General features: G+C 72.6%; 26 protein-coding genes and 1 riboswitch. Of the genes, 10 read left to right on the plus strand and 16 right to left on the minus strand.

The window, feature by feature from the left end:
* Positions 1-91: 91 nt before the first annotated feature.
* The 3 genes from ACFVIU_RS20045 to ACFVIU_RS20055 all read right to left on the minus strand — a co-directional run bounded on the left by ACFVIU_RS20045 (position 92) and on the right by ACFVIU_RS20055 (position 2173).
* Positions 92-457, minus strand: a complete 366-nt coding sequence (locus tag ACFVIU_RS20045; protein ID WP_030641990.1) for an Rv2175c family DNA-binding protein — start codon at positions 455-457, stop codon at positions 92-94.
* Between the two features lie 85 nt (positions 458-542).
* Entirely contained in the window at positions 543-1775 is a 1233-nt protein-coding gene (locus ACFVIU_RS20050) for an NAD(P)/FAD-dependent oxidoreductase (protein ID WP_385843980.1), read from the minus strand.
* A 47-nt stretch (positions 1776-1822) separates the two neighbouring features.
* The gene (locus ACFVIU_RS20055) at positions 1823-2173 is read right to left on the minus strand and encodes a hypothetical protein (protein WP_385843981.1); all 351 of its coding nucleotides are present in this window, start codon (positions 2171-2173) and stop codon (positions 1823-1825) included.
* A gap of 52 nt (positions 2174-2225) precedes the next feature.
* A riboswitch (TPP riboswitch) is annotated at positions 2226-2337 on the plus strand.
* On the opposite strand from ACFVIU_RS20055, the gene thiO reads away from it, so the two are divergent.
* The 5 genes from thiO to ACFVIU_RS20080 all read left to right on the plus strand — a co-directional run bounded on the left by thiO (position 2335) and on the right by ACFVIU_RS20080 (position 7902).
* Positions 2335-3495 carry a glycine oxidase ThiO gene (thiO, locus tag ACFVIU_RS20060; protein ID WP_385843983.1) on the plus strand — a complete coding sequence of 387 codons (1161 nt, stop codon included), beginning with the start codon at positions 2335-2337 and terminating at the stop codon, positions 3493-3495. Its footprint overlaps the riboswitch before it by 3 nt.
* On the plus strand, positions 3492-3692 hold the full coding sequence (gene thiS, locus ACFVIU_RS20065; RefSeq protein ID WP_385843984.1) for a sulfur carrier protein ThiS: 201 nt from the start codon (positions 3492-3494) through the stop codon (positions 3690-3692). The genes thiO and thiS overlap by 4 nt, the downstream gene beginning before the upstream one ends.
* Positions 3693-3695: 3 nt before the next feature.
* Positions 3696-4490, plus strand: a complete 795-nt coding sequence (locus ACFVIU_RS20070) for a thiazole synthase (RefSeq protein WP_385843985.1) — start codon at positions 3696-3698, stop codon at positions 4488-4490.
* A gap of 541 nt (positions 4491-5031) precedes the next feature.
* Positions 5032-6963, plus strand: a complete 1932-nt coding sequence (pknB, locus tag ACFVIU_RS20075; protein WP_385843987.1) for a Stk1 family PASTA domain-containing Ser/Thr kinase — start codon at positions 5032-5034, stop codon at positions 6961-6963.
* A gap of 57 nt (positions 6964-7020) precedes the next feature.
* A complete protein-coding gene (locus ACFVIU_RS20080; protein ID WP_385843989.1) occupies positions 7021-7902 on the plus strand; it encodes a deoxyribonuclease IV in 882 nt (293 codons plus the stop codon).
* Between the two features lie 18 nt (positions 7903-7920).
* Here ACFVIU_RS20080 and ACFVIU_RS20085 read toward each other — a convergent pair whose 3' ends face one another.
* Entirely contained in the window at positions 7921-8553 is a 633-nt protein-coding gene (locus ACFVIU_RS20085; RefSeq protein ID WP_385843990.1) for a sulfite oxidase-like oxidoreductase, read from the minus strand.
* A gap of 176 nt (positions 8554-8729) precedes the next feature.
* On the opposite strand from ACFVIU_RS20085, the gene bfr reads away from it, so the two are divergent.
* The gene (bfr, locus tag ACFVIU_RS20090; protein ID WP_385843992.1) at positions 8730-9209 is read left to right on the plus strand and encodes a bacterioferritin; all 480 of its coding nucleotides are present in this window, start codon (positions 8730-8732) and stop codon (positions 9207-9209) included.
* Between the two features lie 13 nt (positions 9210-9222).
* Here bfr and ACFVIU_RS20095 read toward each other — a convergent pair whose 3' ends face one another.
* Positions 9223-9447: a bacterioferritin-associated ferredoxin gene (locus tag ACFVIU_RS20095; RefSeq protein WP_385843993.1), complete on the minus strand. Its 225-nt coding sequence runs from the start codon at positions 9445-9447 to the stop codon at positions 9223-9225.
* A gap of 139 nt (positions 9448-9586) precedes the next feature.
* Positions 9587-10906, minus strand: coding sequence for a class II 3-deoxy-7-phosphoheptulonate synthase (locus ACFVIU_RS20100; RefSeq protein ID WP_385844108.1), 1320 nt, complete (start codon positions 10904-10906; stop codon positions 9587-9589).
* A 340-nt stretch (positions 10907-11246) separates the two neighbouring features.
* Here ACFVIU_RS20100 and ACFVIU_RS20105 point away from each other — a divergent pair, with 340 nt between their 5' ends.
* Positions 11247-13112: an anthranilate synthase family protein gene (locus ACFVIU_RS20105; protein ID WP_385843995.1), complete on the plus strand. Its 1866-nt coding sequence runs from the start codon at positions 11247-11249 to the stop codon at positions 13110-13112.
* Between the two features lie 65 nt (positions 13113-13177).
* Here the strand turns inward: ACFVIU_RS20105 and ACFVIU_RS20110 are convergent, their stop codons facing one another.
* The 4 genes from ACFVIU_RS20110 to ACFVIU_RS20125 form a co-directional block, all read right to left on the minus strand.
* Positions 13178-14206 carry a 6-phosphofructokinase gene (locus ACFVIU_RS20110; RefSeq protein ID WP_385843996.1) on the minus strand — a complete coding sequence of 343 codons (1029 nt, stop codon included), beginning with the start codon at positions 14204-14206 and terminating at the stop codon, positions 13178-13180.
* Between the two features lie 124 nt (positions 14207-14330).
* The gene (locus ACFVIU_RS20115) at positions 14331-15014 is read right to left on the minus strand and encodes a response regulator (protein WP_385843997.1); all 684 of its coding nucleotides are present in this window, start codon (positions 15012-15014) and stop codon (positions 14331-14333) included.
* On the minus strand, positions 15011-16228 hold the full coding sequence (gene macS, locus ACFVIU_RS20120) for a MacS family sensor histidine kinase (protein WP_385843998.1): 1218 nt from the start codon (positions 16226-16228) through the stop codon (positions 15011-15013). Before macS ends, ACFVIU_RS20115 begins: the two co-directional genes overlap by 4 nt.
* 35 nt (positions 16229-16263) lie before the next feature.
* On the minus strand, positions 16264-16986 hold the full coding sequence (locus ACFVIU_RS20125) for a lysophospholipid acyltransferase family protein (RefSeq protein ID WP_385844109.1): 723 nt from the start codon (positions 16984-16986) through the stop codon (positions 16264-16266).
* A 174-nt stretch (positions 16987-17160) separates the two neighbouring features.
* Between ACFVIU_RS20125 and ACFVIU_RS20130 the strand changes: the two genes are divergently transcribed.
* Positions 17161-17940 carry an alpha/beta hydrolase gene (locus tag ACFVIU_RS20130; RefSeq protein WP_385844000.1) on the plus strand — a complete coding sequence of 260 codons (780 nt, stop codon included), beginning with the start codon at positions 17161-17163 and terminating at the stop codon, positions 17938-17940.
* Complete coding sequence (locus tag ACFVIU_RS20135) at positions 17933-18511, plus strand: hypothetical protein (RefSeq protein WP_385844001.1); 579 nt, start codon at positions 17933-17935, stop codon at positions 18509-18511. The genes ACFVIU_RS20130 and ACFVIU_RS20135 overlap by 8 nt, the downstream gene beginning before the upstream one ends.
* A gap of 6 nt (positions 18512-18517) precedes the next feature.
* Here ACFVIU_RS20135 and ACFVIU_RS20140 read toward each other — a convergent pair whose 3' ends face one another.
* The 6 genes from ACFVIU_RS20140 to ACFVIU_RS20165 form a co-directional block, all read right to left on the minus strand.
* Complete coding sequence (locus tag ACFVIU_RS20140; RefSeq protein ID WP_385844002.1) at positions 18518-19270, minus strand: endonuclease/exonuclease/phosphatase family protein; 753 nt, start codon at positions 19268-19270, stop codon at positions 18518-18520.
* 171 nt (positions 19271-19441) lie between these two features.
* Positions 19442-20395, minus strand: a complete 954-nt coding sequence (locus tag ACFVIU_RS20145) for an ROK family glucokinase (protein WP_385844003.1) — start codon at positions 20393-20395, stop codon at positions 19442-19444.
* Between the two features lie 67 nt (positions 20396-20462).
* Positions 20463-20951: a DUF5304 domain-containing protein gene (locus ACFVIU_RS20150; RefSeq protein ID WP_385844004.1), complete on the minus strand. Its 489-nt coding sequence runs from the start codon at positions 20949-20951 to the stop codon at positions 20463-20465.
* A 57-nt stretch (positions 20952-21008) separates the two neighbouring features.
* Positions 21009-22181, minus strand: a complete 1173-nt coding sequence (locus ACFVIU_RS20155) for an ArsA family ATPase (protein ID WP_385844005.1) — start codon at positions 22179-22181, stop codon at positions 21009-21011.
* Positions 22182-22234: 53 nt separating this feature from the next.
* Positions 22235-22675, minus strand: coding sequence for an SRPBCC family protein (locus tag ACFVIU_RS20160; RefSeq protein WP_385844007.1), 441 nt, complete (start codon positions 22673-22675; stop codon positions 22235-22237).
* 122 nt (positions 22676-22797) lie between these two features.
* Complete coding sequence (locus ACFVIU_RS20165; RefSeq protein ID WP_385844009.1) at positions 22798-23595, minus strand: metallophosphoesterase; 798 nt, start codon at positions 23593-23595, stop codon at positions 22798-22800.
* Positions 23596-23892: 297 nt separating this feature from the next.
* Here ACFVIU_RS20165 and ACFVIU_RS20170 point away from each other — a divergent pair, with 297 nt between their 5' ends.
* On the plus strand, positions 23893-25689 hold the full coding sequence (locus tag ACFVIU_RS20170) for an AMP-dependent synthetase/ligase (protein WP_385844010.1): 1797 nt from the start codon (positions 23893-23895) through the stop codon (positions 25687-25689).
* Positions 25690-25693: the final 4 nt, after the last annotated feature.

Here is a 25693-nt window from a genome sequence, read left to right on the forward strand (position 1 = left end):
GCGCGGAGGGCGGGGGGGCGGGGGGGGGGGCGGGGGCGGGGGCGGGCGCCCCCCGCCCCCCCCCCCCCCCCACCTCCTGGTACGGCTCGGCTCAGACGGCGAGCGCCTGGGCCCGGCGCTTCACCTCCGTGCCGCGATTCTCGCTCAGGGCCTGCGCCGGGGTGCCCGGCAGGGTCGGGTCGGGGGTGAAGAGCCACTCGATCATCTCTTCCACCGTGAAGCCGTCGTCCCGCAGGAGCGTCAGGGTCCCGGACAGGCCCTTGACGACCTTGTCCCCGTCGATGAAGGCGGCGGGGACGTGCAGTGCGCGGTTCTCTCCACGTCGTACGGCGATGAGCTGGCCCTCCTTGACCAGCTGCCGCACCCGGGTCACCTCGACGCCGAGCATCTCGGCGATGTCGGGCAGGGTGAGCCAGGCGGGGACGAGAGCATCGATCTTTGCGTCAATCTCGGTCACGAGGACAAGGGTAGGCGCTGCGCGGCGGGCGCCGCGATCGGTCGCCGTCCGGGTGCGCCGCCGTCGTGGCCCCGCGCGCCGCAGCTCAGCCGGCCGTGGCGTCCTTCAGCGGCTTCGCCGGGTCGGCCAGGGCGACCGGGTCCATGCGCCGGCCCGCCTCGATCAGCCGGCGGCCCTGGGCCAGGTCCCGCGGCCGGCCCACGGCCAGCAGCGCCACCAGGCGGTCCCCGCTCAGCCAGCAGGCGGTCCAGGCGGGCCCGGCCGCATCGCCCCGCCACACCAGGCGGTCGGCCGTCGCGTGGTGGCCGGCGTACTGCACGAAGCGGCCGAACTGCTCGGACCAGAAGTACGGCACCGGGTCGTAGGCCTGCGGTGCCTCGCCCAGGATGTTCGCGGCGACCGCGCGCGGGCCCTGGAGCGCGTTGTCCCAGTGGTGGACGAGCAGCCGGGTGCCGTAGCGGGCCGAGGGGAAGGAGGCGCAGTCGCCGACGGCGTACACGTCCGGCACGGAGGTGCGCAGATGGTCGTCGGTGCGGACCTCGCCGTGCGCGCCCAGCTCGACACCGGAGCCGGCCAGCCAGCCGGTGGCCGGGCGGGCGCCGATGCCGACGACGACCGCGCCCGCGGGCAGCCGGGTGCCGTCGTCGAGCACCACCGCGCCGGGCTCGACGCGCGCCACGCGCGCGTGGGTGCGCAGTTCGGCGCCCGCGTCGGCGTACCAGGCGGCCATGGGGGCGGCGACCTCGGCGGGCAGCGCACCGGCCAGCGGCCGGTCGGCGGCCTCCACGACGGTCACCGCGCAGCCGGCCTCCCGGGCGGCCGTCGCGAACTCCGCGCCGATCCAGCCGGCGCCGACGACCACGATGTCGTGCTGCCGGGCGAGCACCGGCCGCAGCCGTTCGGCGTCGTCCAGGGTGCGCAGCAGATGCACCCCGGGCACGCCCTCGGTGCCGGGCAGGGTGACCGGTTCGGCCCCGGTGGCCAGCACGAGGACGTCGTACGGCACCGGGCCGGCCTCGGTGTCCAGCTCGTGCGCGTCCGGGCGCAGGCCGAGCACCTCGCAGCCGAGCCGCAGCCGGACGCCGAGCGACTCGAAGTCCACGTCGAAGGCGGAGTCCTCGGCCTTGCCGAGCAGCACGGCCTTGGACAGCGGGGGCCGGTCGTAGGGCTGGTGGGGTTCGGCGCCGATGACGGTCACCTCGCCGCGGAACCCCTGCTCGCGCAGGGCGACCGCGGTCTGCACCCCGGCCATGCCCGCGCCGACGACGACCACCCGCCGGGCCTGCCCGACGCCCTCGTGCGCTGTCTGCTCGCTCACCCGATCACCACTCACCCGCTCACCATAGACAAGTGACGGATTGTCAGTCAGGGGGCCGGCTCGGTGATCTCTTCCACAACGCTGCTCCCGGAGCCCGGCGCGGACTCCCACTCCCAGGTCTCCTCCAGGCGCAGCCGCCCGTCGGGCAGTTCGACGACCGTGGAGACGCAGTGCCCGGAGGCGGTCGTCCCGTCGGTCCTCAGCTGCACGTACCGGAAGTCCAGCCGGTCGCCCTCGCGGGTGCCGACCAGATGGCCGCGGACCACGTCCCCGCCCGCGTACTCGGCCCAGATCTCGCCGTCCTTCTCGTGGTAGGCGAAGCGGGTACGGGTACCCACCTGACCTGCGGCTTGATCGGCCACGGGGGCGAGCGTCAGTCCATCCAGCGAGCGGGGCACGGCCAGGGGCTCCTTACGGGTGCTGAGCGGGGCGGGCTAGGGTGGCCACCGTACAAGCACTCGCGGGAGCCCGGACGCACCGGGCTGAGAGGGAGGCTGGCGGCCTCCGACCGTACGAACCTGATCCGGGTCATTCCGGCGAAGGGAGGGGCTGGACGCCCATGTCGTCACGTACGTCCGACGTCCTCGTCATCGGGGGCGGAATCATCGGCCTGGTCACGGCCTGGCGCGCGGCGCAGCGCGGGCTCGCCACGGCCGTGGTGGACCCCGAGCCCGGTGGCGGGGCCGCGCAGGTCGCGGCCGGGATGCTGGCCGCGGTCACGGAACTGCACTACGGCGAGGAGACACTGCTCGCCCTCAACCTGGAGTCCGCGCGCCGCTACCCCGGCTTCGCCGCCGAGCTGACCGAGCTGACCGGCCAGGACCTCGGCTACCGCCGCTGCGGCACACTCGCCGTCGCCCTGGACGCCGACGACCGCGCCCACCTGCGCGAACTGCACCTGCTCCAGCAGCGCTCGGGGCTGGAGTCGCAGTGGCTGTCGGGCCGGGAGTGCCGCCGTCTGGAGCCGATGCTGGCGCCCGGCGTGCGCGGCGGGCTGCGCGTCGACGGCGACCACCAGATCGATCCGCGGCGGCTGGCCGCGGCGCTGGTGACCGCGTGCGAGCGGACCGGTGTCGTCTTCCACCGCGCCTGGGCCGAGCGGCTGGACGTGGTACGGGACCGGGCCGCCGGGGTCACCACGACGGACGGCACCGAACTGCGCGCCGAGCAGGTGGTGCTCGCGGCGGGCAGCCTGAGCGGGCGGCTCGCGGGGGTGCCGGAGGCGCTGCTGCCGCCGGTGCGGCCGGTCAAGGGGCAGGTGCTGCGGCTGACCGTGCCGCAGCGGTACGCGCCGTTCCTGAGCCGGACCGTGCGGGCCGTGGTCCGCGGCAGCCAGGTGTATCTGGTGCCGCGGGAGAACGGCGAACTGGTCGTCGGCGCGACCAGCGAGGAGCTGGGCTGGGACACCACGGTCACCGCGGGCGGGGTGTACGAGCTGCTGCGCGACGCCCATGAGCTGGTGCCCGGGATCACCGAGCTGCCGCTCACCGAGACCCGCGCGGGACTGCGCCCCGGCTCCCCGGACAACGCGCCGCTGCTCGGCCCGTCCGGTCTCGCCGGGCTGCTGCTGGCCACCGGGCACTATCGCAACGGTGTCCTGCTCACCCCGGTCACCGGGGACCTGATGGGGCAGCTGCTGGCCGGTGGTGAACTGCCTCAGGAGGCCCGCCCGTTCACCCCGCAGCGCTTCGGCGCCGTCCGCATGGAGCAGCCCGCATGATCATCTCCGTCAACGGGGAGCCGCAGGAGATCGTTCCCGGTACGGCTCTCGACACCGTCGTGAAGATGCTGACCCCGGCGCCCTCCGGAGTGGCCGCCGCCCTCAACGAGACCGTCGTCCCGCGCAGCCGGTGGGCGGACACGGCGCTCGCCGAGGGTGACCGGGTCGAGGTTCTCACCGCCGTCCAGGGAGGCTGAGCCATGGCCGACGATCCGCTGGTCCTCGGGGACATGGCCCTCTCCTCCCGCCTGATCATGGGTACCGGCGGGGCCCCCAGCCTGGAGGCGCTGGAGCGGGCGCTGATCGCCTCCGGCACGGAGCTGACCACGGTCGCGATGCGCCGGGTGGACCCCTCGGTGCACGGCTCGGTGCTGTCGGTGCTGGAGAAGCTCGGGATCCGGGTGCTGCCGAACACGGCGGGCTGCTTCACCGCCGGGGAGGCCGTGCTGACCGCCCGGCTGGCCCGGGAGGCGCTGGGTACGGACCTGGTCAAGCTGGAGGTCATCGCCGACGAGCGGACGCTGCTGCCGGATCCGGTGGAGCTGCTGGAGGCGGCGGAGACGCTGGTGGACGACGGGTTCACGGTGCTGCCGTACACCAATGACGATCCTGTGCTCGCGCGGAAGCTGGAGGATGTGGGCTGTGCCGCGGTCATGCCGCTGGGGTCGCCGATCGGGTCCGGGCTCGGCATCCGCAATCCGCACAACTTCCAGCTGATCGTGGAGCAGGCGCGGGTGCCGGTGATCCTGGACGCGGGGGCGGGTACGGCGTCCGACGTGGCGTTGGCCATGGAGCTGGGGTGTGCGGGGGTGATGCTGGCGTCGGCGGTGACGCGGGCGCAGGAGCCGGAGCTGATGGCTGCCGCCATGAAGCAGGGGGTGGAGGCGGGGAGGTTGGCTCGGCTGGCCGGGCGGATTCCGCGCAGGCACTTCGCGGAGGCGTCGTCTCCTACGGCGGGAATGGCCCACCTCGACCCCGAGCGGCCGGCGTTCTGACCGGGTTCTCCCACCCGCGCACCACCCGTTACTGCCAACTGGAGGGTTGGACTCTCCTGTGGGGCGGGCTCGCCGTCGGCGGGTGCGGGTGGGTGGGTGGGGGAAGGCTGCCGGCTGGGGGGCGGGGCTTTGCCGTGGGGCGGGCTCGCCGTCGGCGGGTGCGGGTGGGTGGGTGGGGGAAGACTGCCGGCTGGGGGGCGGGGCTTTGCCGTGGGGCGGGGCTTTGCCGGGGGGCGGGCTCGCCGTTGGCGGGTGCGGGTGGGTGGGAGAAGTCTGCCGACGGGAGGGCGGGGCTTTCCTCTGGGGCGGGCTCGGCGTCGGCGGGTGCGGGTGGGCGGGGCTTTCCTCTGGGGCGGGTTCGGCGTCGGCGGGTGCGGGTGGGCGGGGCTTTCCTGAGGCGGGCTCGGCGTCGGCGGGTGTGGGTGGGCGGGGCTTTCCTGAGGCGGGCTCGGCGTTGGCGGGTGTGGGTGGGTGTTACAGGTCGGGTTCGGTCCGGGGTGGGCGGGGTGGGGGGGTCTGGGGGCCTCGTAGACTCGCGTGCGTGGATACGACCCTTCAGGACCCCCTCGTCGGGCAGGTGCTCGACGGCCGGTATCGCGTCGACGCACGGATCGCGGCCGGCGGGATGGCCACCGTCTACCGGGCCCTGGACACCCGCCTGGACCGGGTCCTCGCGCTGAAGGTGATGCACCCGACGCTCGCGGCCGACGGGTCCTTCGTGGAGCGGTTCATCCGGGAGGCGAAGTCCGTCGCCCGGCTGGACCACCCGAACGTGGTGCAGGTCTTCGACCAGGGCACCGACGGGTCGTATGTGTATCTGGCGATGGAGTACATCGCCGGCTGCACCCTGCGTGACGTGCTGCGCGAGCGCGGCGCCGTACGCCCCCGGGCCGCGCTGGACATCCTCGAACCGATGCTCGCCGCGCTCGGCGCCGCCCACCGGGCCGGTTTCGTGCACCGGGACATGAAGCCCGAGAACGTGCTGATAGGGGACGACGGCCGGGTCAAGGTCGCCGACTTCGGACTCGTGCGCTCCGTGGACACGGTGACCAGCACGACGGGTTCCGTGCTCGGCACCGTCTCGTATCTCGCGCCCGAGCAGATCGAGCAGGGCACCGCGGACCCCCGCGTCGACGTGTACGCGTGCGGGGTCATGTTCTACGAGATGCTGACGGGCGCCAAGCCGCACTCCGGGGACTCCCCCGCGCAGGTGCTCTACCAGCACATCCACGAGGACGTGCCGCCGCCGTCGGCGCTCGTGCCGGGGCTGCCGTACGCGCTGGACGAGCTGGTCGCCGTGGCGACCGCGCGCGTCCCGGACGACCGGCCGGCGGACGCCGTGGCGCTGCTCGCCCGGGTGCGTCAGGCGCGGCAGGGACTGAGCGACGAGCAGCTGGACGCGGTGCCGCCGCAGGCGCGGTCCGCGGAGCACGACAACGCCGAGGACCGGACGAGCGTGATCCCCCGCTCGCTCACGGTGCCCCGGCCGCTGCCGGTGAACGAGGACGCGGAAGAGGCCCCCGTCGAGCGGACGACCCGGTTCAGCGGGCCGCCCGTGCCGCCCGGTCCCACCGCCCCGCCGCGGCGCTCCCGGCGCCTGATGGTCACCGTCGTCGCCGCGGTGCTGCTGGTGTTCGGCGTGGGCGCCGGGGTCTGGTACATCAACTCCGGCCAGTTCACCAAGGTCCCGCCGCTGCTGGCGAAGACCGAGGCGCAGGCGCGGGACCGGCTCCAGGCGGCCGGGCTGCGCGTCGGGCAGGTCAGGAAGGCGTACAGCGACACGGTCCAGCGGGGCACGGTCATCGGCACCGACCCGGCGCCGGGCGCCCGCGTCCGGGACCACGACCGGGTGACGCTGACGGTGTCCCTCGGTCCGGAGACGGTCAACGTGCCGGATGTGACGGGCCGGCCGCTGGCCAGGGCGCGGGCCATGCTGAAGGCGGACGGGCTGGAACCGGGCATGGTCACCCAGCAGTTCAGCGAGGACGTCGCCAAGGGCTCGGTCGTCTCCACGGCCCCCGGGCCGGGCACCAAGCGGCACGCGGGCTCGGCGATCGCGCTGACCGTGAGCAAGGGCAGCCCGATCGACGTGCCGGACGTCACCGGTGAGGACCTGGACAGCGCCCGGCAGGATCTGACGGACGCCGGTCTGAAGGTGAAGATCGCCCCCGAGCAGGTCAACTCGGAGTACGACAAGGGCAAGGTGGCCCGGCAGAGCCCGGGCGACGGCAGCCGGGCCGCCGAGGGCGACACGGTGACGCTGACGCTGTCCAAGGGCCCGGAGATGGTCGAGGTCCCGGACGTGGTGGGCGACAGCGTGGACGACGCGAAGAAGGCGCTCCAGGACGCCGGCTTCCAGGTGGAGGAGGACCGCGGGCTCCTCGGGATCTTCGGCGACACCGTGCAGAAGCAGTCGGTGGCCGGCGGCGACAAGGCGCCCAAGGGATCGACCGTCACGATCACCATCCGGTGACGGGGGTCACCGGCGGCCGCGGTCCGGACGGCGGGGCGGGCATGACACCCTGAACGGGTGAGTCCCGACCTGTCCTCCTCCCTGCCCCGCAACCCCGTCGGCGGTCATGTGCCCGTGGCCGGCGGCCTGCACTCGGTGGGGCTGTCGTACGCCCGCGAGCTGGGGGCGGAGACCGTGCAGGTCTTCGTCGCCAATCCGCGCGGCTGGGCGACGCCCGCCGGGAACCCCCGGCAGGACGAGGCGTTCCGCGCGGCGTGCGCCGAGGAGTCGGTCCCGGCGTATGTGCACGCCCCCTATCTGATCAACTTCGGCTCGCACACCGAGGCGACCGTGGAGCGCTCGGTGGAGTCGCTGCGGCACTCGTTGCGGCGCGGCCGGGAGATCGGTGCGCTGGGTGTGGTGGTGCACACGGGGAGCGCGACCGGCGGGCGGGAGCGGGAGGTCGCGCTGAAGCAGGTGCGCGCGCATCTGCTGCCGCTGCTGGACGAGCTGACCCACGACGACGACCCGTTCCTGCTGCTGGAGTCGACCGCGGGCCAGGGCTCCTCGCTGTGCTCGCGCACCTGGGACTTCGGGCCGTACTTCGAGGCACTGGACGCCCATCCGAAGCTGGGCGTCTGCCTGGACACCTGTCATGTCTTCGCCGCGGGACACGACCTGACCGGGCCGGACGGGATGCACCGGACGCTGGACCTGCTGGTGGACACGGTGGGCGAGGGCCGGCTGAAGCTGATCCACGCCAACGACTCCAAGGACGTGGTCGGCGCGCACAAGGACCGGCACGCCAACATCGGCGCCGGTCACATCGGCGAGGACCCGTTCCGGGCGCTGATGACCCATCCCGCGACGGCGGGCGTGCCGCTGATCATCGAGACGCCCGGCGGCAAGGAGGGGCACGCGGCGGACGTGGAGCGCCTGAAGAAGCTCAGGGACGGCTGAGCCGCCGGGCGGCCGGGCTCACAGCTCCGGCCCCTCCCCCGGTTCCTCCTGGTAGGAGTAACGCTGTTCCTTCCAGGGGTCGCCGATGTTGTGGTAGCCGCGTTCCTCCCAGAAGCCACGCCGGTCGGCGGTCATGTACTCCACGCCGCGGACCCATTTGGGGCCCTTCCAGGCGTACAGGTGGGGCACGATCAGCCGGACCGGGAAGCCGTGCTCGGCGGTGAGCAGCTCGCCGTCCTTGTGGGTGGCGAAGATCGTGCGGTCGGAGAGGAAGTCGGCCAGGCGCAGGTTGGAGCTGAAGCCGTACTCGGCCCAGACCATCACATGGGTGACGTCGGGGGCCGGCGGTGCGAGGTCCACGACGGCCTGGGCGGGGATCCCGCCCCACTCCGCGCCGAGCATGCTGAACTTGGTCACGCAGTGCAGATCGGCCACCACGGTGGTGTACGGCAGGGCCGTGAACTCCTCGTGGGTCCAGGTGTGCTTGTCGCCGTCGGCGGTGGCGCCGAACACCCGGAACTCCCAGCGCTCGGGCCGGAACTTCGGCACCGGACCGTAGTGCGTGACCGGCCAGCCGCGCTGGAGCCGCTGACCCGGCGGAAGCTCGGACCCTGCCGTCGCTCCAGACTCTCGCTCCACCGGATGCCCCATGTATCCATCCTGACAGACCTTGGGCGATGCCCTTGACCACCACCACCGGAACCGGACAACTGCCATCAACTCAGCATGTACTTACTAAGTACGCACTTACTGGACGATCTTCCTCGCCGGTGCAATCATGCCGCCGCACACCCTCCCCGTTACCCCGTGTGGAAGGAGCCGCTGCGATGCAGGGCGACCCCGAGGTCATCGAGTTCCTCAACGAGCAGCTCACCGGCGAGCTGACCGCGATCAACCAGTACTTCCTGCACGCGAAGATGCAGGAGAACTTCGGCTGGACGAAGCTCGCCAAGTACACGCGGCACGAGTCGTTCGACGAGATGAAGCACGCCGAGGTGCTCACCGACCGGATCCTGTTCCTGGAGGGGCTGCCCAACTACCAGCGGCTGTTCCATGTGCGGGTGGGGCAGACGGTCCGGGAGATGTTCGAGGCCGACCGGCAGATCGAGGTGGAGGCGATCGACCGGTTGCGGCGCGGGATCAAGGTGATGCGCGAGAAGGGCGACATCACGTCCGCGAACATCTTCGAGGACATCCTCGCCGACGAGGAGCACCACATCGACTACCTCGACACCCAGCTGGAGCTGGTGGACAAGCTCGGCGAGGCGCTGTACATCGCCCAGCTGATCGAGCAGCCGGAGAGCTAGGCCGGAGCGGCGGCTAAGCCGCCTCGGGCAGCTCGGTGAGCACCGGCCGGCCCTGGTCGGCCAGCTCCCGGCGGGGGCAGGCGCCACGGCCGAGGATGGCCTGGATCCGGCGGACGCACGAGCCGCAGTCGGTGCCCGCCTTGCAGGCCGAGGCGATCTGGCGCGGGGTGCAGGCGCCGTCCTCCGCGTGCTGCATGACCTGGGCTTCGGTGATGCCGAAGCAGCTACAGACGTACACGCGGTTCACCTCCCGACGGGATCGCTGTATGGACTGCCATCCCGTTTTTCGGTGAGGCAAACCTAACCTTACCCATCCCCCTGGATGCGCAAAAGGGGAAGGGGCACGGATCCGGTGTGATCCGCGCCCCTTCGGATGCTCACTGGTCCCGGTACATCTCCGCGACCAGGAACGCCAGGTCCAGCGACTGGCTGCGGTTGAGCCGCGGGTCGCAGGCCGTCTCGTAGCGCTGGTGCAGGTCGTCGACGAAGATCTCGTCGCCGCCGCCCACGCACTCGGTGACGTCGTCGCCGGTCAGCTCCACATGGATGCCGCCCGGGTGGGTGCCGAGCGCCTTGTGGACCTCGAAGAAGCCCTTGACCTCGTCCAGCACGTCGTCGAAGCGGCGGGTCTTGTGCCCGGAGGCCGCCTCGAAGGTGTTGCCGTGCATCGGGTCGGTCACCCAGGCCACCGTCGCACCGGACGCCGTGACCTTCTCGACCAGCTCGGGGAGCCGGTCGCGGATCTTGTCGGCGCCCATCCGGACGATGAAGGTCAGCCGGCCCGGCTCCCGCTCGGGGTCGAGGCGGTCGATGTACTGGAGCGCCTCCTCGGCCGTGGTGGACGGGCCGAGCTTGATGCCGATCGGGTTGCTGATCCGGGACGCGAACTCGATGTGCGCGTGGTCCATCTGCCGGGTGCGCTCGCCGATCCACACCATGTGCGCGGAGACGTCGTACAGCTTGCCGGTGCGGGAGTCGACCCGGGTCAGGGCGGACTCGTAGTCGAGCAGCAGCGCCTCGTGCGAGGAGAAGAACTCGACGGTCTTGAACTCCTCCGGGTCGGTGCCGCAGGCCCGCATGAAGTTCAGCGCGTTGTCGATCTCGCGCGCGAGCTGCTCGTAGCGCTGGCCCGACGGCGAGGTCTTCACGAAGTCCTGGTTCCAGGCGTGCACCTGGCGCAGGTCGGCGTAACCGCCGGTGGTGAAGGCGCGCACCAGGTTCAGCGTGGACGCCGAGGCGTGGTACATGCGCTTCAGCCGCTCCGGGTCCGGGATGCGGCTGGCCTCGGTGAAGTCGAAGCCGTTGACGGAGTCGCCCCGGTACACCGGGAGCGTCACGCCGTCGCGGGTCTCGGTCGGCTTGGAGCGCGGCTTGGAGTACTGGCCCGCGATCCGGCCGACCTTCACCACGGGCACGGAGGCCGCGTAGGTCAGGACGGCACCCATCTGGAGCAGCGTCTTGAGCTTGTTGCGGATGTGGTCGGCCGACACGGCGTCGAAGGCCTCGGCGCAGTCGCCGCCCTGGAGGAGGAACGCCTCTCCCTTGGCGACGGCCGCCATCCGGGCGCGCAGCTGGTCGCACTCGCCTGCGAAGACGAGCGGCGGAAAGCTCTCCAGTTCGCTGACGACCTTACGCAGAGCTCCCTGGTCCGGATACTCCGGCTGCTGGGCCGCGGGGAGGTGTCGCCAGGTGTTCATGTCCAGGATGGAGGCGTTTGCGTTCACGCCCCCAGCCTACGGGCTGTGTGCGCGGTGTCAGTCCCACGCCCAAACTGTGGGACGCCGGGTCCCGGGACCCGGCGTCCGGCCCCCGCGTGGTGGACACGGGCGCGGCCGTGGGCCTAGGGTTCCCGGCATGTTCGCGCTTTCGACCCGGCACCGCGCTGGCCGGAACTGGTGGTGGACCGCTTCTCCGGCGGCCCGCTGACTGCGCGTACCCACGACTTCGCGAAGGCCGCCCGAGGGGCGGCCTTCGGTGTTTTCCGGGGTCGTCCCTCTCCGTCGGCAGACCGCGCCGGAAGACCGAGAAGGATGACCCGTGAACCTCCAGGACCTGCTGTCCGACCCCCGCCCCTTCGCCCTGCTGCGCCGCCGCACGCCGGGCCACGACGAGCACACCGTGGAGGTGCTGATCGGCCCGGTCCGCACCTACGGCCGGCTCGCCGACCTGCCCGACGAGGGCCTCGCCCTGGTGCCGTTCCGGCAGATCCGCGAGCGCGGTTTCGACGTACGGGACGACGGGACGCCGCTGGCGGTGCTCAGCCCCGAGGAGACGCACACGCTGCCGCTCGCCGAGGCGCTGGACCAGCTGCCCGGCCACGAGGTCCGGGTGCGCGACGGCGGCTTCGACGTCGACGACGAGGAGTACGCCGGGATCGTCGGCCGGGTGCTGCGCGAGGAGATCGGCCGGGGCGAGGGCGCGAACTTCGTGATCCGGCGGACGTACCGGGGCGAGATCCCCGGCTTCTCCCGCGCGGACGCCCTCGCCCTGTTCCGGCGGCTGCTGGCGGGCGAGCGGGGCGCGTACTGGACGTTCGTCGTGCACACGGGCGAGCGGACGCTGGTCGGGGCCAGCCCGGAGGTGCATGTGCGGATGTCCGGCGGCACGGTCGTGATGAACCCGATCAGCGGGACCTACCGCTATCCGGCGGCCGGGCCGACGCCGGAGCACCTGCTCTCCTTCCTCGCCGACGGCAAGGAGATCGAGGAGCTGTCGATGGTCGTCGACGAGGAGCTGAAGATGATGTGCACCGTCGGCGACCGGGGCGGGGTCGTCGTCGGGCCGCGGCTGAAGGAGATGGCACACCTCGCGCACACCGAGTACGAGCTGCGCGGGAGGTCCTCGATGGATGTGCGGGAGGTGCTGCGGGAGACGATGTTCGCGGCGACCGTGACCGGGTCGCCGGTGCAGAACGCGTGCCGGGTGATCGAACGGCACGAGAGCGGCGGCCGGGGTTACTACGCCGGGGCGCTGGCGCTGCTCGGCCGGGACTCCGGGGGCGCGCAGACCCTGGACTCCCCCATTCTGATCCGCACCGCCGACATCGACGCGGCGGGCGGGCTGCGGGTCGCGGTGGGCGCGACGCTGGTGCGCGGTTCGGATCCGGCGGGCGAGGTCGCCGAGACCCATGCCAAGGCGGCGGGTGTGCTCGCGGCCCTGGGGGTACGGCCGTCCCGGGCGGCCGCGGAGCGGGAGCGGCCCCGGCTGGCCGACGACCCGCGGGTGCGGGCGGCGCTCGACGGGCGCCGGGCCTCGCTGGCGCCGTTCTGGCTGCGGATGCAGGAGCAGAGCCGGGAGCTGACCGGTCACGCGCTGGTGGTGGACGGCGAGGACACCTTCACCGCGATGCTCGCCCATGTGCTGCGTTCCACCGGTCTGGAGGTGACCGTACGGCGCTACGACGAGTCGGGGCTGCGGGCGGCGGTGCTCGCGCACCAGGGTCCGGTGGTGCTCGGTCCGGGCCCGGGCGACCCCGCCGATCCGGCCGATCCGAAGATGCGCCTCCTGCGCGGTCTGGCCGCCGCGGTGATCCGGGAGCATCCGCACGGTGTGCTCGGGGTCTGTCTGGGCCATGAGCTGATCGCGGCCGAGCTGGGGCTGGACCTGGTCCGCAAGGAGGTGCCGTACCAGGGTGCGCAGACGGTGATCGACCTGTTCGGGCGGCCGGAGACGGTCGGCTTCTACAACAGTTTCGTGGCCCGCTGCGACGAGGAGGCTGCCGGCGAGCTGGCGGCGCACGGGATCGAGGTGAGCCGCGCGGAGAACGGCGAGGTGCACGCCCTGCGCGGCCCCGGTTTCGCGTCGGTCCAGTTCCATCCCGAGTCGGTGCTCACGCTGAACGGGGCGGCGGTGGTGCGGGAGCTGATCGGCCGGCTGCACGGCGCCGGCACGTCGGTGTCCTGACCGGCCGGCCGTGAGCGGTGCGGTGTCCTGGTCGGGGGCCCCGTCCGGGACACCGCACCGCGTGGTCAGCCGAAGAAGACGCCGACCTCCTCGTACAGTTCGGGCTTGACCGTCTTCAGCCGGGCGGTGGCCTCGGCGAGCGGGACGCGGACGATGTCGGTGGCGCGCAGCGCGACCATCGTGCCGAAGTCGCCGTCGTGGACGCAGTCGATGGCGTGCAGTCCGAAGCGGGTGGCGAGCCAGCGGTCGAAGGCGCTCGGGGTGCCGCCGCGCTGGACGTGCCCGAGGACCGTCGTCCGGGCCTCCTTGCCGGTGCGCCGTTCGATCTCCTTGGCCAGCCACTCGCCGACCCCGGACAGCCGGACGTGCCCGAAGGAGTCCCGCGACGTGTCCTTGAGGACCATCTCGCCGTCCCGGGGCATGGCGCCCTCGGCGACGACCACGATCGGCGCGTAGGAGGCCCGGAAGCGGGAGGTGACCCAGGCGCAGACCTGGTCGACGTCGAAGCGGTGCTCGGGGATGAGGATCGCGTTGGCGCCGCCGGCCAGGCCCGCGTGCAGGGCGATCCAGCCGGTGTGCCGGCCCATCACCTCCACCACGAGGACCCGCATATGGGACTCGGCGGTGGTGTGCAGCCGGTCGATGGCCTCGGTGGCGATGGAGACGGCGGTGTCGAAGCCGAAGGTGTAGTCGGTGGCCGACAGGTCGTTGTCTATCGTCTTGGGCACCCCGACGCAGGGCACCCCGTACTCCCCGGACAGCCGCGCGGCCACGCCGAGGGTGTCCTCGCCGCCGATCGCGACGAGGGCCTGGACGTCCTGCTTGGCCAGGTTGTCCTTGATGCGGCGGACGCCGTTCTCGGCGGTGAGCGGGTTGGTCCGCGAGGAGCCGAGGATGGTGCCGCCGCGGGGCAGGATGCCGCGGACCGCCGGGATGTCCAGGCGGACGGCGTCGTTCTCCAGGGGGCCGCGCCAGCCGTCCCGGAAGCCGACGAATTCATAGCCGTAGTTCTGTACGCCCTTGCGCACGATGGCCCGGATGACGGCGTTGAGTCCGGGGCAGTCGCCGCCTCCGGTGAGTACTCCGACCCGCATGGACATGTCCCTTCGCCGCGGTGGTGTGACGCACTGTCACGCTAATGGTGAGTTGCGTCACATCGGGAGAGGCGGGAAGGGTGTTTCCGGCGCGTGCCGGTGACCGCGCCGGGGCGAACACGCCCTATGCGTCGTCGAGTCCGCGCTCTATCGCGTACCGCACCAGCTCGACGCGGTTGTGCAGCTGGAGCTTGCCGAGGGTGTTCTGCACATGGTTCTGCACGGTGCGGTGGGAGATGACGAGGCGTTCGGCGATCTGCTTGTAGCTCAGGCCCTTGGCGACCAGCCGCAGCACCTCGGTCTCCCGGTCCGTCAGCCGGGGCGCGCCGGGCTCCTCGGTGTCCGGGGCGGGGGCGGGTTCGGCGGCCAGGCGGCGGTACTCGCCGAGGACCAGTCCCGCGAGGCCGGGGGTGAACACCGGGTCGCCCACGGCGGTACGGCGCACCGCGTCGAGGAGTTCCTCGGTGGAAGCCGACTTCACCAGGTAGCCGGTCGCGCCGGACTTCACCGCCTCCAGCACGTCCGCGTGCTCACCGCTGGCCGACAGCACGAGGACGCGCAACGCCGGGTTGTGGGCGACGAGTTCCTTGCACACCTGGACGCCCGGCTTGGCGGGCAGGTTGAGGTCCAGCACCAGGACGTCGGGGGCGGCGGCCTTGGCGCGGCGGACCGCCTGCTCACCGTCGCCGGCGGTGGCGACCACCGCGAAGCCGGCCTCGCCGAGGTCCCGGGCGACCGCGTCCCGCCACATGGGGTGGTCGTCCACCACCATGACCCTGATCGGGTCCTGTTCCTGCTGCTCGCTCATCGACGCCCCGCCTTCGTGCTCTTCGGTACCTTCAGTTCGACCTCCGTGCCCTGCCCGGGGACGGAGATCAGCTCGGCGCTGCCGCCGAGGTCGCGCAGCCGCCCGCGGATCGACTGGGCCACCCCGAGCCGGCCCTCGCCCTCCGCCTGGGCGAGCCGGCCCTCGGGGATGCCGGGGCCGTCGTCCCGGACGGTGACGACGATCTCGTCCGGCCAGTCCTCGACCAGGATCCAGGCCCGGGCGTCCGGGCCCGCGTGCCGGCGCACGTTGTCCAGCGCGGCCCCCACCGCTGCGGCCAGCTCCCGGGCCGCGGCGGCGGCCAGCTCGACCGGCGCGCCGGGTTCGGCCAGGCTGACCCGGGCGCCCGCGTACGGGGCGAGCAGGGTCCGCAGGTCGACCGGGCCGTCGTGGCCGTCGTCCGCGGGCTCGTCCACGAGCCGTACGACGGCCCCGGCCAGGGCGTCCTCCGACACCCGGGACACCGGCAGCAGGCCGCCGGAGACCAGGGTGCGCAGGGCCACCTCCTGCTCCCCGGCGAGCCGCCCCAGCTCGGCCGCCTCGCCGCCCAGGGCGGCGCCCCGGCGCTTCACCATGGCCAGCACCTGGAGCACGCTGTCGTGGATGTTGCGGGCCAGCCGCTCGCGTTCCCGGGTCGCCGCCTCGATCTCCAGGGCGCGGGCGAGGGTGCGCTCGGAGGCGCGGGCGACCTCGACGACGTAGCCGATGGCGATGGAGGCGACCCAGACCAGGACCACGTTGTGCACGGTGTCCCGGGCGGGGCTGCCGCGCTCGACCAGGTTGACCGCGGCGACGGCGGTGGAGGCGACGGCCGCCCAGCGCCAGCCGCCCTTGACGGCGAAGGCCAGCACCGAGCCGGCGGTCCATATCGACGGCAGGGTGGGGCCGCCGCCCGCGATCCGCTCGTGGTTGTCGGCGAGCGGGGTGAGCAGGATGCCGGTGAGCGCGACGGTCAGGTCGGCGGCCAGGAAGCCCTTGGTGCAGTTCGCCGCGTTCCGGACCCGGGGCAGGGTGGCGAGGGTCCACACCACCAGGACGGCGTAGTAGCCGACGGCGACCCAGGGGCGGACGAAGTGGGAGTACGCGGTGGCGCACAGGCCGATGGCGTAGAGCATGGTGAGCACGCGGTAGCCGGCGAGCGCGCGCCACAGCGGCAGCTCGACCGACATCCTCATGACCCGCTCGCGCTTCGCCACGCCCCCGTGCCCCCGTCGCCCCCCCGTCGCCCGTGCTAGGCCTCGGTCTTCTTCTCCGCTTCCTTGGCCGCCTTCGCCGCCTCCGCGATCTGCCGTTTGGCGGCGGTCGCGTAGATGTCGACGTACTCCTGGCCGGAGAGCTTCATGATCTCGTACATGACCTCGTCGGTCACCGCGCGCAGCACGAACCGGTCGTGCTCCATGCCCTGGTAGCGGCTGAAGTCCAGCGGCTTGCCGATCCGGATACCGGGCCGCATCAGCTTCGGTACGACCTTGCCGGGCGGCTGGATCTTCTCCGTGTCGATCATCGCGACGGGGATGACCGGGGCGCCGGTGGCGAGGGCCACGCGCGCGAGGCCGCCGGGCTTGCCCCGGTAGAGCCGGCCGTCGGGCGACCGGGTGCCCTCCGGGTAGATGCCGAACAGCTCGCCGCGGCGCAGCACCTCTATGCCGCTCTTGATCGCGGCCTCGCCGGCGCCGCGCGCCCCGGAGCGGTCCACCGGCAGCTGGCCGACGCCCTTGAAGAAGGCGGCGGTCAGGCGGCCCTTCACTCCGGGGGTGGTGAAGTACTCGGCCTTGGCGATGAAGGTGACCTTGCGGTCCAGCACGGCCGGCAGGAAGAACGAGTCCGAGAAGGACAGGTGGTTGCTGGCCAGGATGGCGGGGCCTTCGGCCGGAATGTTCTCCAGGCCCTCCACCCAGGGCCGGAAGGCGACCTTCAGCGGCCCTCCGATGGCGACCTTCATCGTGCCGTACAACACCCGTGCTCCTCCTGGTTTCGTCGAACAGACCTTAACCCGGAGAACCGGCGAAGGAGCCGACGACCCTGGTCGGTGTCAGTGCGGTCGCGTACGGTGAACCACATCCGCGAGTTCTTCACGTCTCCGCCGGCCGCCGACGGGGGCCTTGCCCAGGAACAGGAGAGTCGAAAGGTGCCGGTTCTCCCCGGAGCCGAGCCGTACCGCCACGCGGGCGGGGAGGTGGGTGTCCTCCTCTGTCACGGCTTCACCGGCTCGCCGCAGTCGCTGCGCCCCTGGGCGGAGCACCACGCGGCCCACGGCCTCACCGTGTCCCTGCCGCTGCTGCCCGGGCACGGCACCCGCTGGGAGGACATGCAGCTCACCGGCTGGCAGGACTGGTACGCGGAGGTGGACCGCGAGCTGCGGGTGCTCGCCCGGCGCTGCTCGCAGGTGTTCGTCGCGGGCCTGTCCATGGGCGGTGCCCTCGCGCTGCGGCTGGCCGCGCGGCACGGCGGGCGGGTCTCGGGCGTCGTCGTCGTCAACCCGGCGAACAAGGTGCACGGGCTGTCGGCGTACGCCCTTCCGGTGGCCCGGCACCTGGTGCGGACCACCCGGGGGATCGCCAGCGACATCGCGAAGGAGGGCGCGGCCGAGCTCGGCTACGACCGGGTGCCGCTGCACGCCGCGCACTCGCTGCGGGTGTTCCTGCGCCGGCTGGACGGCGAGCTGCCCCAGGTCACCCAGCCGTTGCTGCTGCTGCGCAGCGCCCGGGACCATGTCGTGCCGGCGGCCGACTCGGCCCGGGTGCTGAGCCGGGTGTCGTCCACGGACGTATCGCAGGTCGTGCTGGAACACAGCTACCACGTGGCGACGTTGGACGAGGACGCGGACCGGATCTTCGAGGAGAGCCTCGCCTTCATCGGCCGGCTCGCACCCAGTGTCGGCAAGGAAGGGACGGCCGCAGTTGGCTGAGCACGACTCCGACCGCGGGGACCGCGATCGGGAGGGCCCCGAGCCGGAGGAGCAGGGGGTGCCGTTCGACGAGGACGCCGCCTGGCTGGCCATCGTCGCCGGGTACGGCGAGGAGCCGCCGGATCCGCCGGGTTCCCGGCCCTTCCGGCGGGTGGAGGATCTCGCGCTGCCGGAACCCGAGGAGCCGGAGGAGGAGGGCGAGACCGCGCCGGCGCAGCGTCCGGTACGGCCGCTGGGCAGCTCGGTGTCCTTCGCGCCCGGGGTCGGTCCGCGCGACTACACCGTGGCCGAGCCCTCCGAGGACGACTTCGACGAGGACGACGAGGGTCACTTCGTACCGCCCGAGCCGCCTCCGCTGCCGACCGCCGACACCGCCGCCAAGTTCGCCTGGCTGGGCGTCGTCGGCGGCCCGGTCCTGCTGCTGCTCGCGGTGCTGCTCGGCTGGGACATGACCTGGTGGCTGGCGACCCTGAGCATCGGCGGCTTCCTCGGGGGCTTCGCGACGCTGGTCGCCCGGATGCGTACGGACGACGACGATGACGGCGACCCCGGCCGGGGGGCCGTGGTCTAGCGCGCGTCAGCCGGCCGGGATTCTGAGGGCGGCCAGGACCGGGAGGTGGTCCGTGGCCGCCCTCAGGTCTGCCCGGCTGACGCCCGGCTGGTCCAGGGGCACCCCGCAGCCGAGCACCTCGACGCCCTTGGTGGCGAAGACCGCGTCGATACGGCGGTGCGGCTCGCTGTGGGTCCAGGTGTCCTCGCCGCCCCAGGGGGCGACGGCCCGGCAGTCCTGGAGCGGCCCGGCAAGCCTGCGGAAGGCGCGGCCGCCGGGGCCCTCGTTGAGGTCTCCCCCGGCGACGGCGTGCTCGGTGCCGAGGGCGGCGAGCCGGTCGAGGAGCATGCCGCTCTGCTCGTACCGCTCGCTGCCGTCCAGGCTGAGGTGGCAGCTGATCACGCCGAGGCGGGCGCCGCCGAAGCGGACCACCGCGGTGGCGAAGCCACGCCGGTGGAGGCCGGGGGTGAGCGGGAGGAGGGTGTCCTCGGTGCGTTCGACGGTGGCCCGCAGACTGCACAGGATCGCCGGTCCGGCGGCCGTCGCACCGCCGGTGAGGATCACCTGGCCGGAGGCCGCGGCCAGCCGGGCGAGCTTCTTGCGCCAGCGGAAGAAGCGGGGGGCTTCCTGGACGAGGACCAGGTCGGGGTCGCAGGCGGTGATCACCCGGGCGAGGGCGGCGGTGTCGTCGCGCATCGAGCGGATGTTGTAGCTGAGGACGCGGATGACGGCCGAACCGTCGGGCTCTGTCGTGGAGTTGGGGAGCGGCGCGATGACCATGCGGTCAATTTACGCCGCACGGGAGTGGGGGCGCCTCATAGCTCGGGGCGCGGGGTTTCGTGCGCGACTGCCGCGTTGTCGTGGCTGGTCGCGCCCACGCGGCGGAGCCGCATGTTGATACAGCCCCGCGCCCCTTGGTGCAGCACAGCCCCTGGTGCGGCACAGGCTTCTTTACATGATCGGGTCGGGCTCCCGGGCCAGGTCGGCCGCGCCCACCAGGCCCGCCTTGTTGCCCAGCTGGGCGGCGATCACATCGGCCACCGGGCGCCAGTTGCCGCCGACCAGCCAGCGCTTGTACGACTTGCGGATCGGGTCGAGGACCAGTTCGCCCTCGTCGGAGAGGCCGCCGCCGACGATGAACGCGGACGGGTCGAAGAGCGAGGCCAGGTCGGCGAGGCCCGCGCCGGCCCAGCGCGCCAGCTCGCGGTAGGAGTCCACGGCGACCGGGTCGCCCTGGCGGGCGGCCATGGAGATGTGCTTGCCCTCGATGCCGTCCGGGGTGCCGTCGCCGAGGGACAGCAGCACCTCGGCGTTCTCCGGGGTGGCGTTGGCGCGCTGCTTGGCGTAGCGGACCAGGGCGCGGCCGGAGGCGTACTGCTCCCAGCAGCCCTGCGAGCCGCAGCCGCAGAGCAGGCCGTCCGGGACCATCCGGATGTGGCCGAACTCGGCGGCCACGCCGAAGTGGCCGCGGCGCAGCTTGTTGCCGATGATGATGCCGCCGCCGAGACCGGTGCCGAGGGTGATGCAGATGACGTTGCGGTGGCCCTTGCCGGCGCCGAACTTGTACTCGCCCCACGCGGCGGCGTTGGCGTCGTTCTCGACCACGACCGGGAGGCCCACGCGGGCCTCGACCTTCTCCTTCAGCGGCTCCTGGCGCCAGTCGATGTTCGGCGCGAAGTACACCGTGGAGCGCTGCCGGTTCACATAACCGGCCGCACCGATACCCACGCCGACGATCTCGTGTCCGGCGCGCGCACCCTCCACCGCCGAGGCAATGGCGTCCACGATGCCCTCGGGCGTGGTGGGGGTCGGCACCTTGAAGGTCGAGAGGATGTTGCCTTCCTCGTCGACCACGCCGGCCGCGATCTTGGTGCCGCCGATGTCGACGCCGATGGTGAGTCCCATGAATCCCTCAGTTTCGGTCGAGCCCCGCTACGGCCAACCGTACCCGAGGCCCTGCCCCGCGAGGGCGTCAGTCCAGGTCGATGCGTTCCCCCGGGCCACCGTCCTCCCCCTTGTCGCGCCGGTCCCGCCAGTCCTCGGCGAGGTCGTCGGCGGTCCGGGCGGTCCAGCGCCGCTCCTGGGCCTCGACGGCGGAGCGGTAGGCGGCCAGCAGTTCGCTACCGGCCGCGGCGAGGTGGTCGAAGACGTCCGGGTTGCGCTCTATGACGGGTTCCACGGCGGCCTTCGCCTGCTGGACGACCTGGCGCACCACCTGTTCGGCGGCGGGCCCGGCGAGTGCTCCGAGGAGCGGTGAGCGCAGGCCGGAGAGCTTGTCGGCCACCGTCTCCACGAGCTTCTTCAGTTCCTCGGCGGCCGAGCCCGGCGGGGGGCCGGAGTCGGCGCGGCGGCGGGCCTTCTCGGCGGCGAGGTCCTCGGCGCAGGCCGTGGCCCAGGCGTCGGCGTCGGTCGCCCGGGCCGGCTCCTCGTGCGGATCGGGTGCGGGGCGCTCTTCGCTCATGGCGGACTCCTGACTGCGGTTCGCCTTTACGACGTTACCCGAACGGGCGTGCCCGGTTCAGCGGCCGGCGGCGGGCCACAGGGCGGGGTCGGGGGCGAAGCGTATGCGCAGCTCGCCGTCGCGGAGCGCGGCTCCGGCGACGGTGCAGCGGCGCAGGGCGGAGGGCAGCGGGACGATCCGGCGGAACGGGCCGACGGTGAGGACGAGTTCGTCGCCGCGCCGGATGAGGTCCAGCTCGTCCCGTATCGCGCCGGGCAGCGGGATGTGCCAGACCAGTACGCCGTCCTCGCGGATGGCGTCGGTGACGGGCCACTCGACCGGGGTGGTCGCGGGGTTGACGGCGGGGACGGCGAGGGCGGTGAGGTCGTCGGCGCCCTGGGGGTCGCGGCCGAGGTGGGCGACGGTGTGCGGGGCGTGGTCGGGGCGCCACTCGGCGAGCGCCTTGCGCTGCTGGGCGAGGAGTCCGGCGCACCAGGTGTCGGGGGCGGTGTCCGGCAGGGTGCGGTTGGCGATCAGGGCCTCGGTGGGCAGGGCGCGCAGGGCGAGGCCGAGCCGGGCGGTGCGGACGGCGTCGGTGCCGGCCGGTCCGGGTTCGGCGACCAGTCGTACGGCGGTGCCGGGGTCGGCGAGCACGGATTCCACGGCGGCCAGCTCGACGTCCCAGCGGGCGGCCGTCTCGTACAGCCAGTCGGCGGGCATGGGGACGCCGGCGAGCCGGCCGAGGACCGGGCGCAGGGCGCGGGCCGCCTGCCGCTCGGGCGGGAGCAGCCGGCGCAGATAGCGGCGCAGTTCCCCGGGCAGGCCGAGCAGGGCGAGGGCCTGGGGCAGGGACGGGAGGTCCACGACGAGGAGGTCGTGGCGCTCGGAGAGGGCCGCGTCCCTGAGGGCCCGCAGGAAGGACAGTTCCTCGGCGCCGGGCAGCGGGGTGACCTCCTCGGCGTCCAGGCGGGCGGCGCCGAGCAGGTCGAGGACGCTCGCCGCGCGGTCCTGGAAGGCGGTGAGGTCCTCGCGGAAGCGGGTGGTGGCGTCCGGGCGCCAGACGGTGAGGTGGGGGGCGGCCTCGGTGGGGGCCGGTCCGGTCGGGTGGCCCAGTGCGGCGCCGGGGGTGTCGGTGCGGTCGGCGCTCAGCAGCAGCGTCCGGATGCCGTCGCGGGCGGCGTCGAGCGCGGTGGCGGCGGCGATGGTGGTACGACCGCTGCCGCCCGGGCCCGTGATCAGGATGGTGCGCATGAGGGTGAACCGTAACGGACGGGGTGCCGGACCGGCGCCCGGCGCGGTGGCACCTAGCCGTCGGACTCCACGCGCTGCTTCAGGCCCGCCAGCGCCCGGTCGATGATGACCTTCTCCGCCTTGCGCTTGATCATGCCGAGCATGGGGATCTTGACGTCGACCGTGAGGCGGTAGGTCACCTCGGTGGTCCCCGCGCCCGCCGGCTTCAGCAGGTAGGAGCCGTCCAGGGAGCGCAGCATCTGGGACTTCACCAGGGTCCAGGAGACCTCGTGGTCGCCGGTCCAGGTGTAGGCGAGGGTCTGGTCGTCCTTGATGGCGCCCGCGTCCATGACGAGGCGGACCTGCTCGGCGCGGCCCTGGCCGTCGGTGGCGAGGACCTGTGCCTCCTTCACCTCACCGGTCCAGTCCGGGTAGCGCGCGAAGTCGGCGATCACCGCCATGACGTCGGCCGGAGCCGCCTCGATCGTGATGCTCGAACTGGTGTGTTCCGCCATCGCCGTGGCTCCTCCAGATACCGGACCGAAGAGAGTCTTTCGTGCGCCGGGCTGCGCACGTGTGTGCAGCGTGAAGGCTACCGCGCCGCCGGCCCGCCCCCTTCACCCGCATGTCCGGCCGGTCACCAGGCGAGTGCGAAGGGCCGTCCGGTCCCGGCGAAGTGCCCCACGTTCACGCACTCGGTCGCGCCGATCCGCATCCGGGGGGCGAGCGGCTGGTGGACGTGTCCGAAGAGGGAGTACCGGGGTCTGGTCCGGCGGATGGCGTCCAGCAGGGCACGGCTGCCCCGCTCGAAGCGGCGGGCGACCGTGTCGTAGACCAGCTCGGGCACCTCCGGCGGGATGTGCGTGCACAGCACGTCGACCTCGCCGACCGCCTCGATCTTCGCGGCGTACTCCTCGTCGCTGATCTCGAACGGGGTGCGCATCGGTGTGCGCAGTCCGCCGCCGACGAAGCCGAAGGTCCAGCCGCCGATCTCCACCCGCTGCCCGTCGAGGACGGTGGTCCCGGGGCGCGCGTACTCCGGCCACAGATGCGGCATGTCGACGTTGCCGTAGGTGGCGTAGGTCGGGGTGGGGAACGCGGCGAACAGCTCGGCGTACTGCTTGCGCACCGCCTGTTCGATGGCGGTGGCGCGGTCCGCGGCGATGCCCGCCCACAGCCGGGCGCCGAAGGCGCGGGCCTCCTCGAAGCGGCGGGCGGTGCGCAGCTCCACGAGCCGGTCGGCGTTCTCGGTGCCGAACAGGTCGGGGAAGATCCCGCGCGAGTGGTCGGCGTAGTCGAGGAAGAGGACGAGGTCGCCGAGGCAGATCAGGGCGTCGGCCCCCTCACCGGCTCTGGCCAGGTCCCGGGCGTTGCCGTGTACGTCGCTGACCACGTGGACGCGGGTACCGCGCTGGGCGGAGGGTGTGGAGGCCATGACGATCAAGGGTAGGCGGAGCGGTGCAGTTGTGAACAGTCTCGGTGCCGCCTGCGGTTACTCGCCGGTTGCTTCGGCCGTGGACTACTGTGCGCGAAGGAACGCCGCACATGTGTGACGCAGCGAACATCTCGCAGGGACCCCCTGTCGTAGAAGCCATACCGGCGGGTAACGTCCGGGCAGTCCAGTCGTGCTCTGAATTTCAATCACCGGATTTCGAGCACTAGCCCGAGCCTTGGACCGCACCGTCGCATCGCACAACGTCGTGGCGCCGGCGCCCTATGAGGAGCAGCAGTCTTGCGCGAGTTCAGCCTTCCGGCTTTGTACGAGGTCCCTGCGGACGGCAATCTGACCGACATCGTCCGCAGAAACGCCGCGCAGCATCCCGACGTCGCCGTGATCGCCCGCAAGACCGGCGGGGCCTGGCAGGACGTGACGGCCACCGCCTTCCTCGCCGAGGTCCGGGCCGCCGCCAAGGGCCTGATCGCCTCCGGTGTCCAGCCCGGCGACCGGGTGGGCCTGATGTCCCGCACGCGCTACGAGTGGACGCTCCTCGACTTCGCGATCTGGTCCGCGGGCGCGGTCACCGTGCCGGTGTACGAGACCAGCTCCCCGGAGCAGGTCCAGTGGATCCTGTCGGACTCGGGCGCCACCGCGTGCGTCGTGGAGCTGGACAACCACCTGGCCGCCGTGGAGTCGGTGCGCGAGACGCTGCCCGCCCTGAAGCACGTCTGGCAGATCGAGGCCGGCGGGGTGGCGGAGCTGGGGCGGCTCGGCGAGGGCCTGTCGGACGCGACCGTGGAGGAGCGCAGCTCGCTCGCCCGGGCCGACGACCCGGCGACCATCGTCTACACGAGCGGCACGACCGGCCGGCCCAAGGGCTGTGTCCTCACCCACCGCAGCTTCTTCGCCGAGTGCGGGAACGTGGTGGAGCGGCTGCGTCCGCTGTTCCGCACCGGTGAGTGCTCGGTGCTGCTCTTCCTTCCGCTCGCGCACGTCTTCGGGCGGCTGGTGCAGATCGCGCCGATGATGGCGCCGATCAAGCTCGGCTGTGTCCCGGACATCAAGAACCTCACCGACGAGCTGGCCGCGTTCCGGCCGACGCTGATCCTCGGCGTGCCGCGGGTCTTCGAGAAGGTGTACAACTCCGCGCGGGCCAAGGCCCAGGCGGACGGCAAGGGCGCGATCTTCGACCGGGCGGCGGACACCGCGATCGCCTACAGCAAGGCGCTGGACAGCCCCTCGGGTCCGTCCTTCGGTCTGAAGGTCAAGCACAAGGTCTTCGACAAGCTGGTCTACAGCAAGCTGCGGGCGGTGCTCGGCGGCCGCGGGGAGTACGCCATCTCCGGCGGCGCCCCGCTGGGCGAGCGGCTCGGGCACTTCTTCCGGGGCATCGGCTTCACGGTGCTGGAGGGCTACGGCCTGACCGAGTCCTGCGCGGCCACGGCCTTCAACCCCTGGGACCGGCAGAAGATCGGCACGGTCGGCCAGCCGCTGCCGGGCTCGGTGGTGCGGATAGCGGACGACGGCGAGGTGCTGCTGCACGGCGAGCACCTGTTCAAGGAGTACTGGAACAACCCGGGCGCGACCGCGGAGGCGCTGGCGGACGGCTGGTTCCACACCGGTGACATCGGCACCCTCGACGAGGACGGCTATCTGCGGATCACCGGCCGGAAGAAGGAGATCATCGTCACGGCCGGCGGCAAGAACGTCGCCCCCGCGGTGATCGAGGACCGGATCCGGGCGCACGCGCTGGTCGCGGAGTGCATGGTGGTGGGCGACGGGCGGCCGTTCGTGGGCGCGCTGGTCACCCTCGACGAGGAGTTCCTGGGCCGGTGGGCCGCCGAGCACGGAAAGCCGGCGGGCTCCACCGCGGCGTCGCTGCGCGAGGACCCGGATCTGCTGGCGGCGATCCAGGCGGCCGTGGACGACGGCAACGCCGCGGTGTCGAAGGCGGAATCGGTGCGGAAGTTCCGCATTCTTCCCTCCCAGTTCACGGAGGAGTCGGGCCATCTGACCCCGTCGCTGAAGCTCAAGCGGAACGTGGTGGCGAAGGACTACGCGGCCGAGATCGAGGCCATCTACCAGAAGTAGCGGC

Source organism: Streptomyces sp. NPDC127190 (assembly GCF_042672505.1).
Taxonomy (GTDB): Bacteria; Actinomycetota; Actinomycetes; order Streptomycetales; family Streptomycetaceae; genus Streptomyces.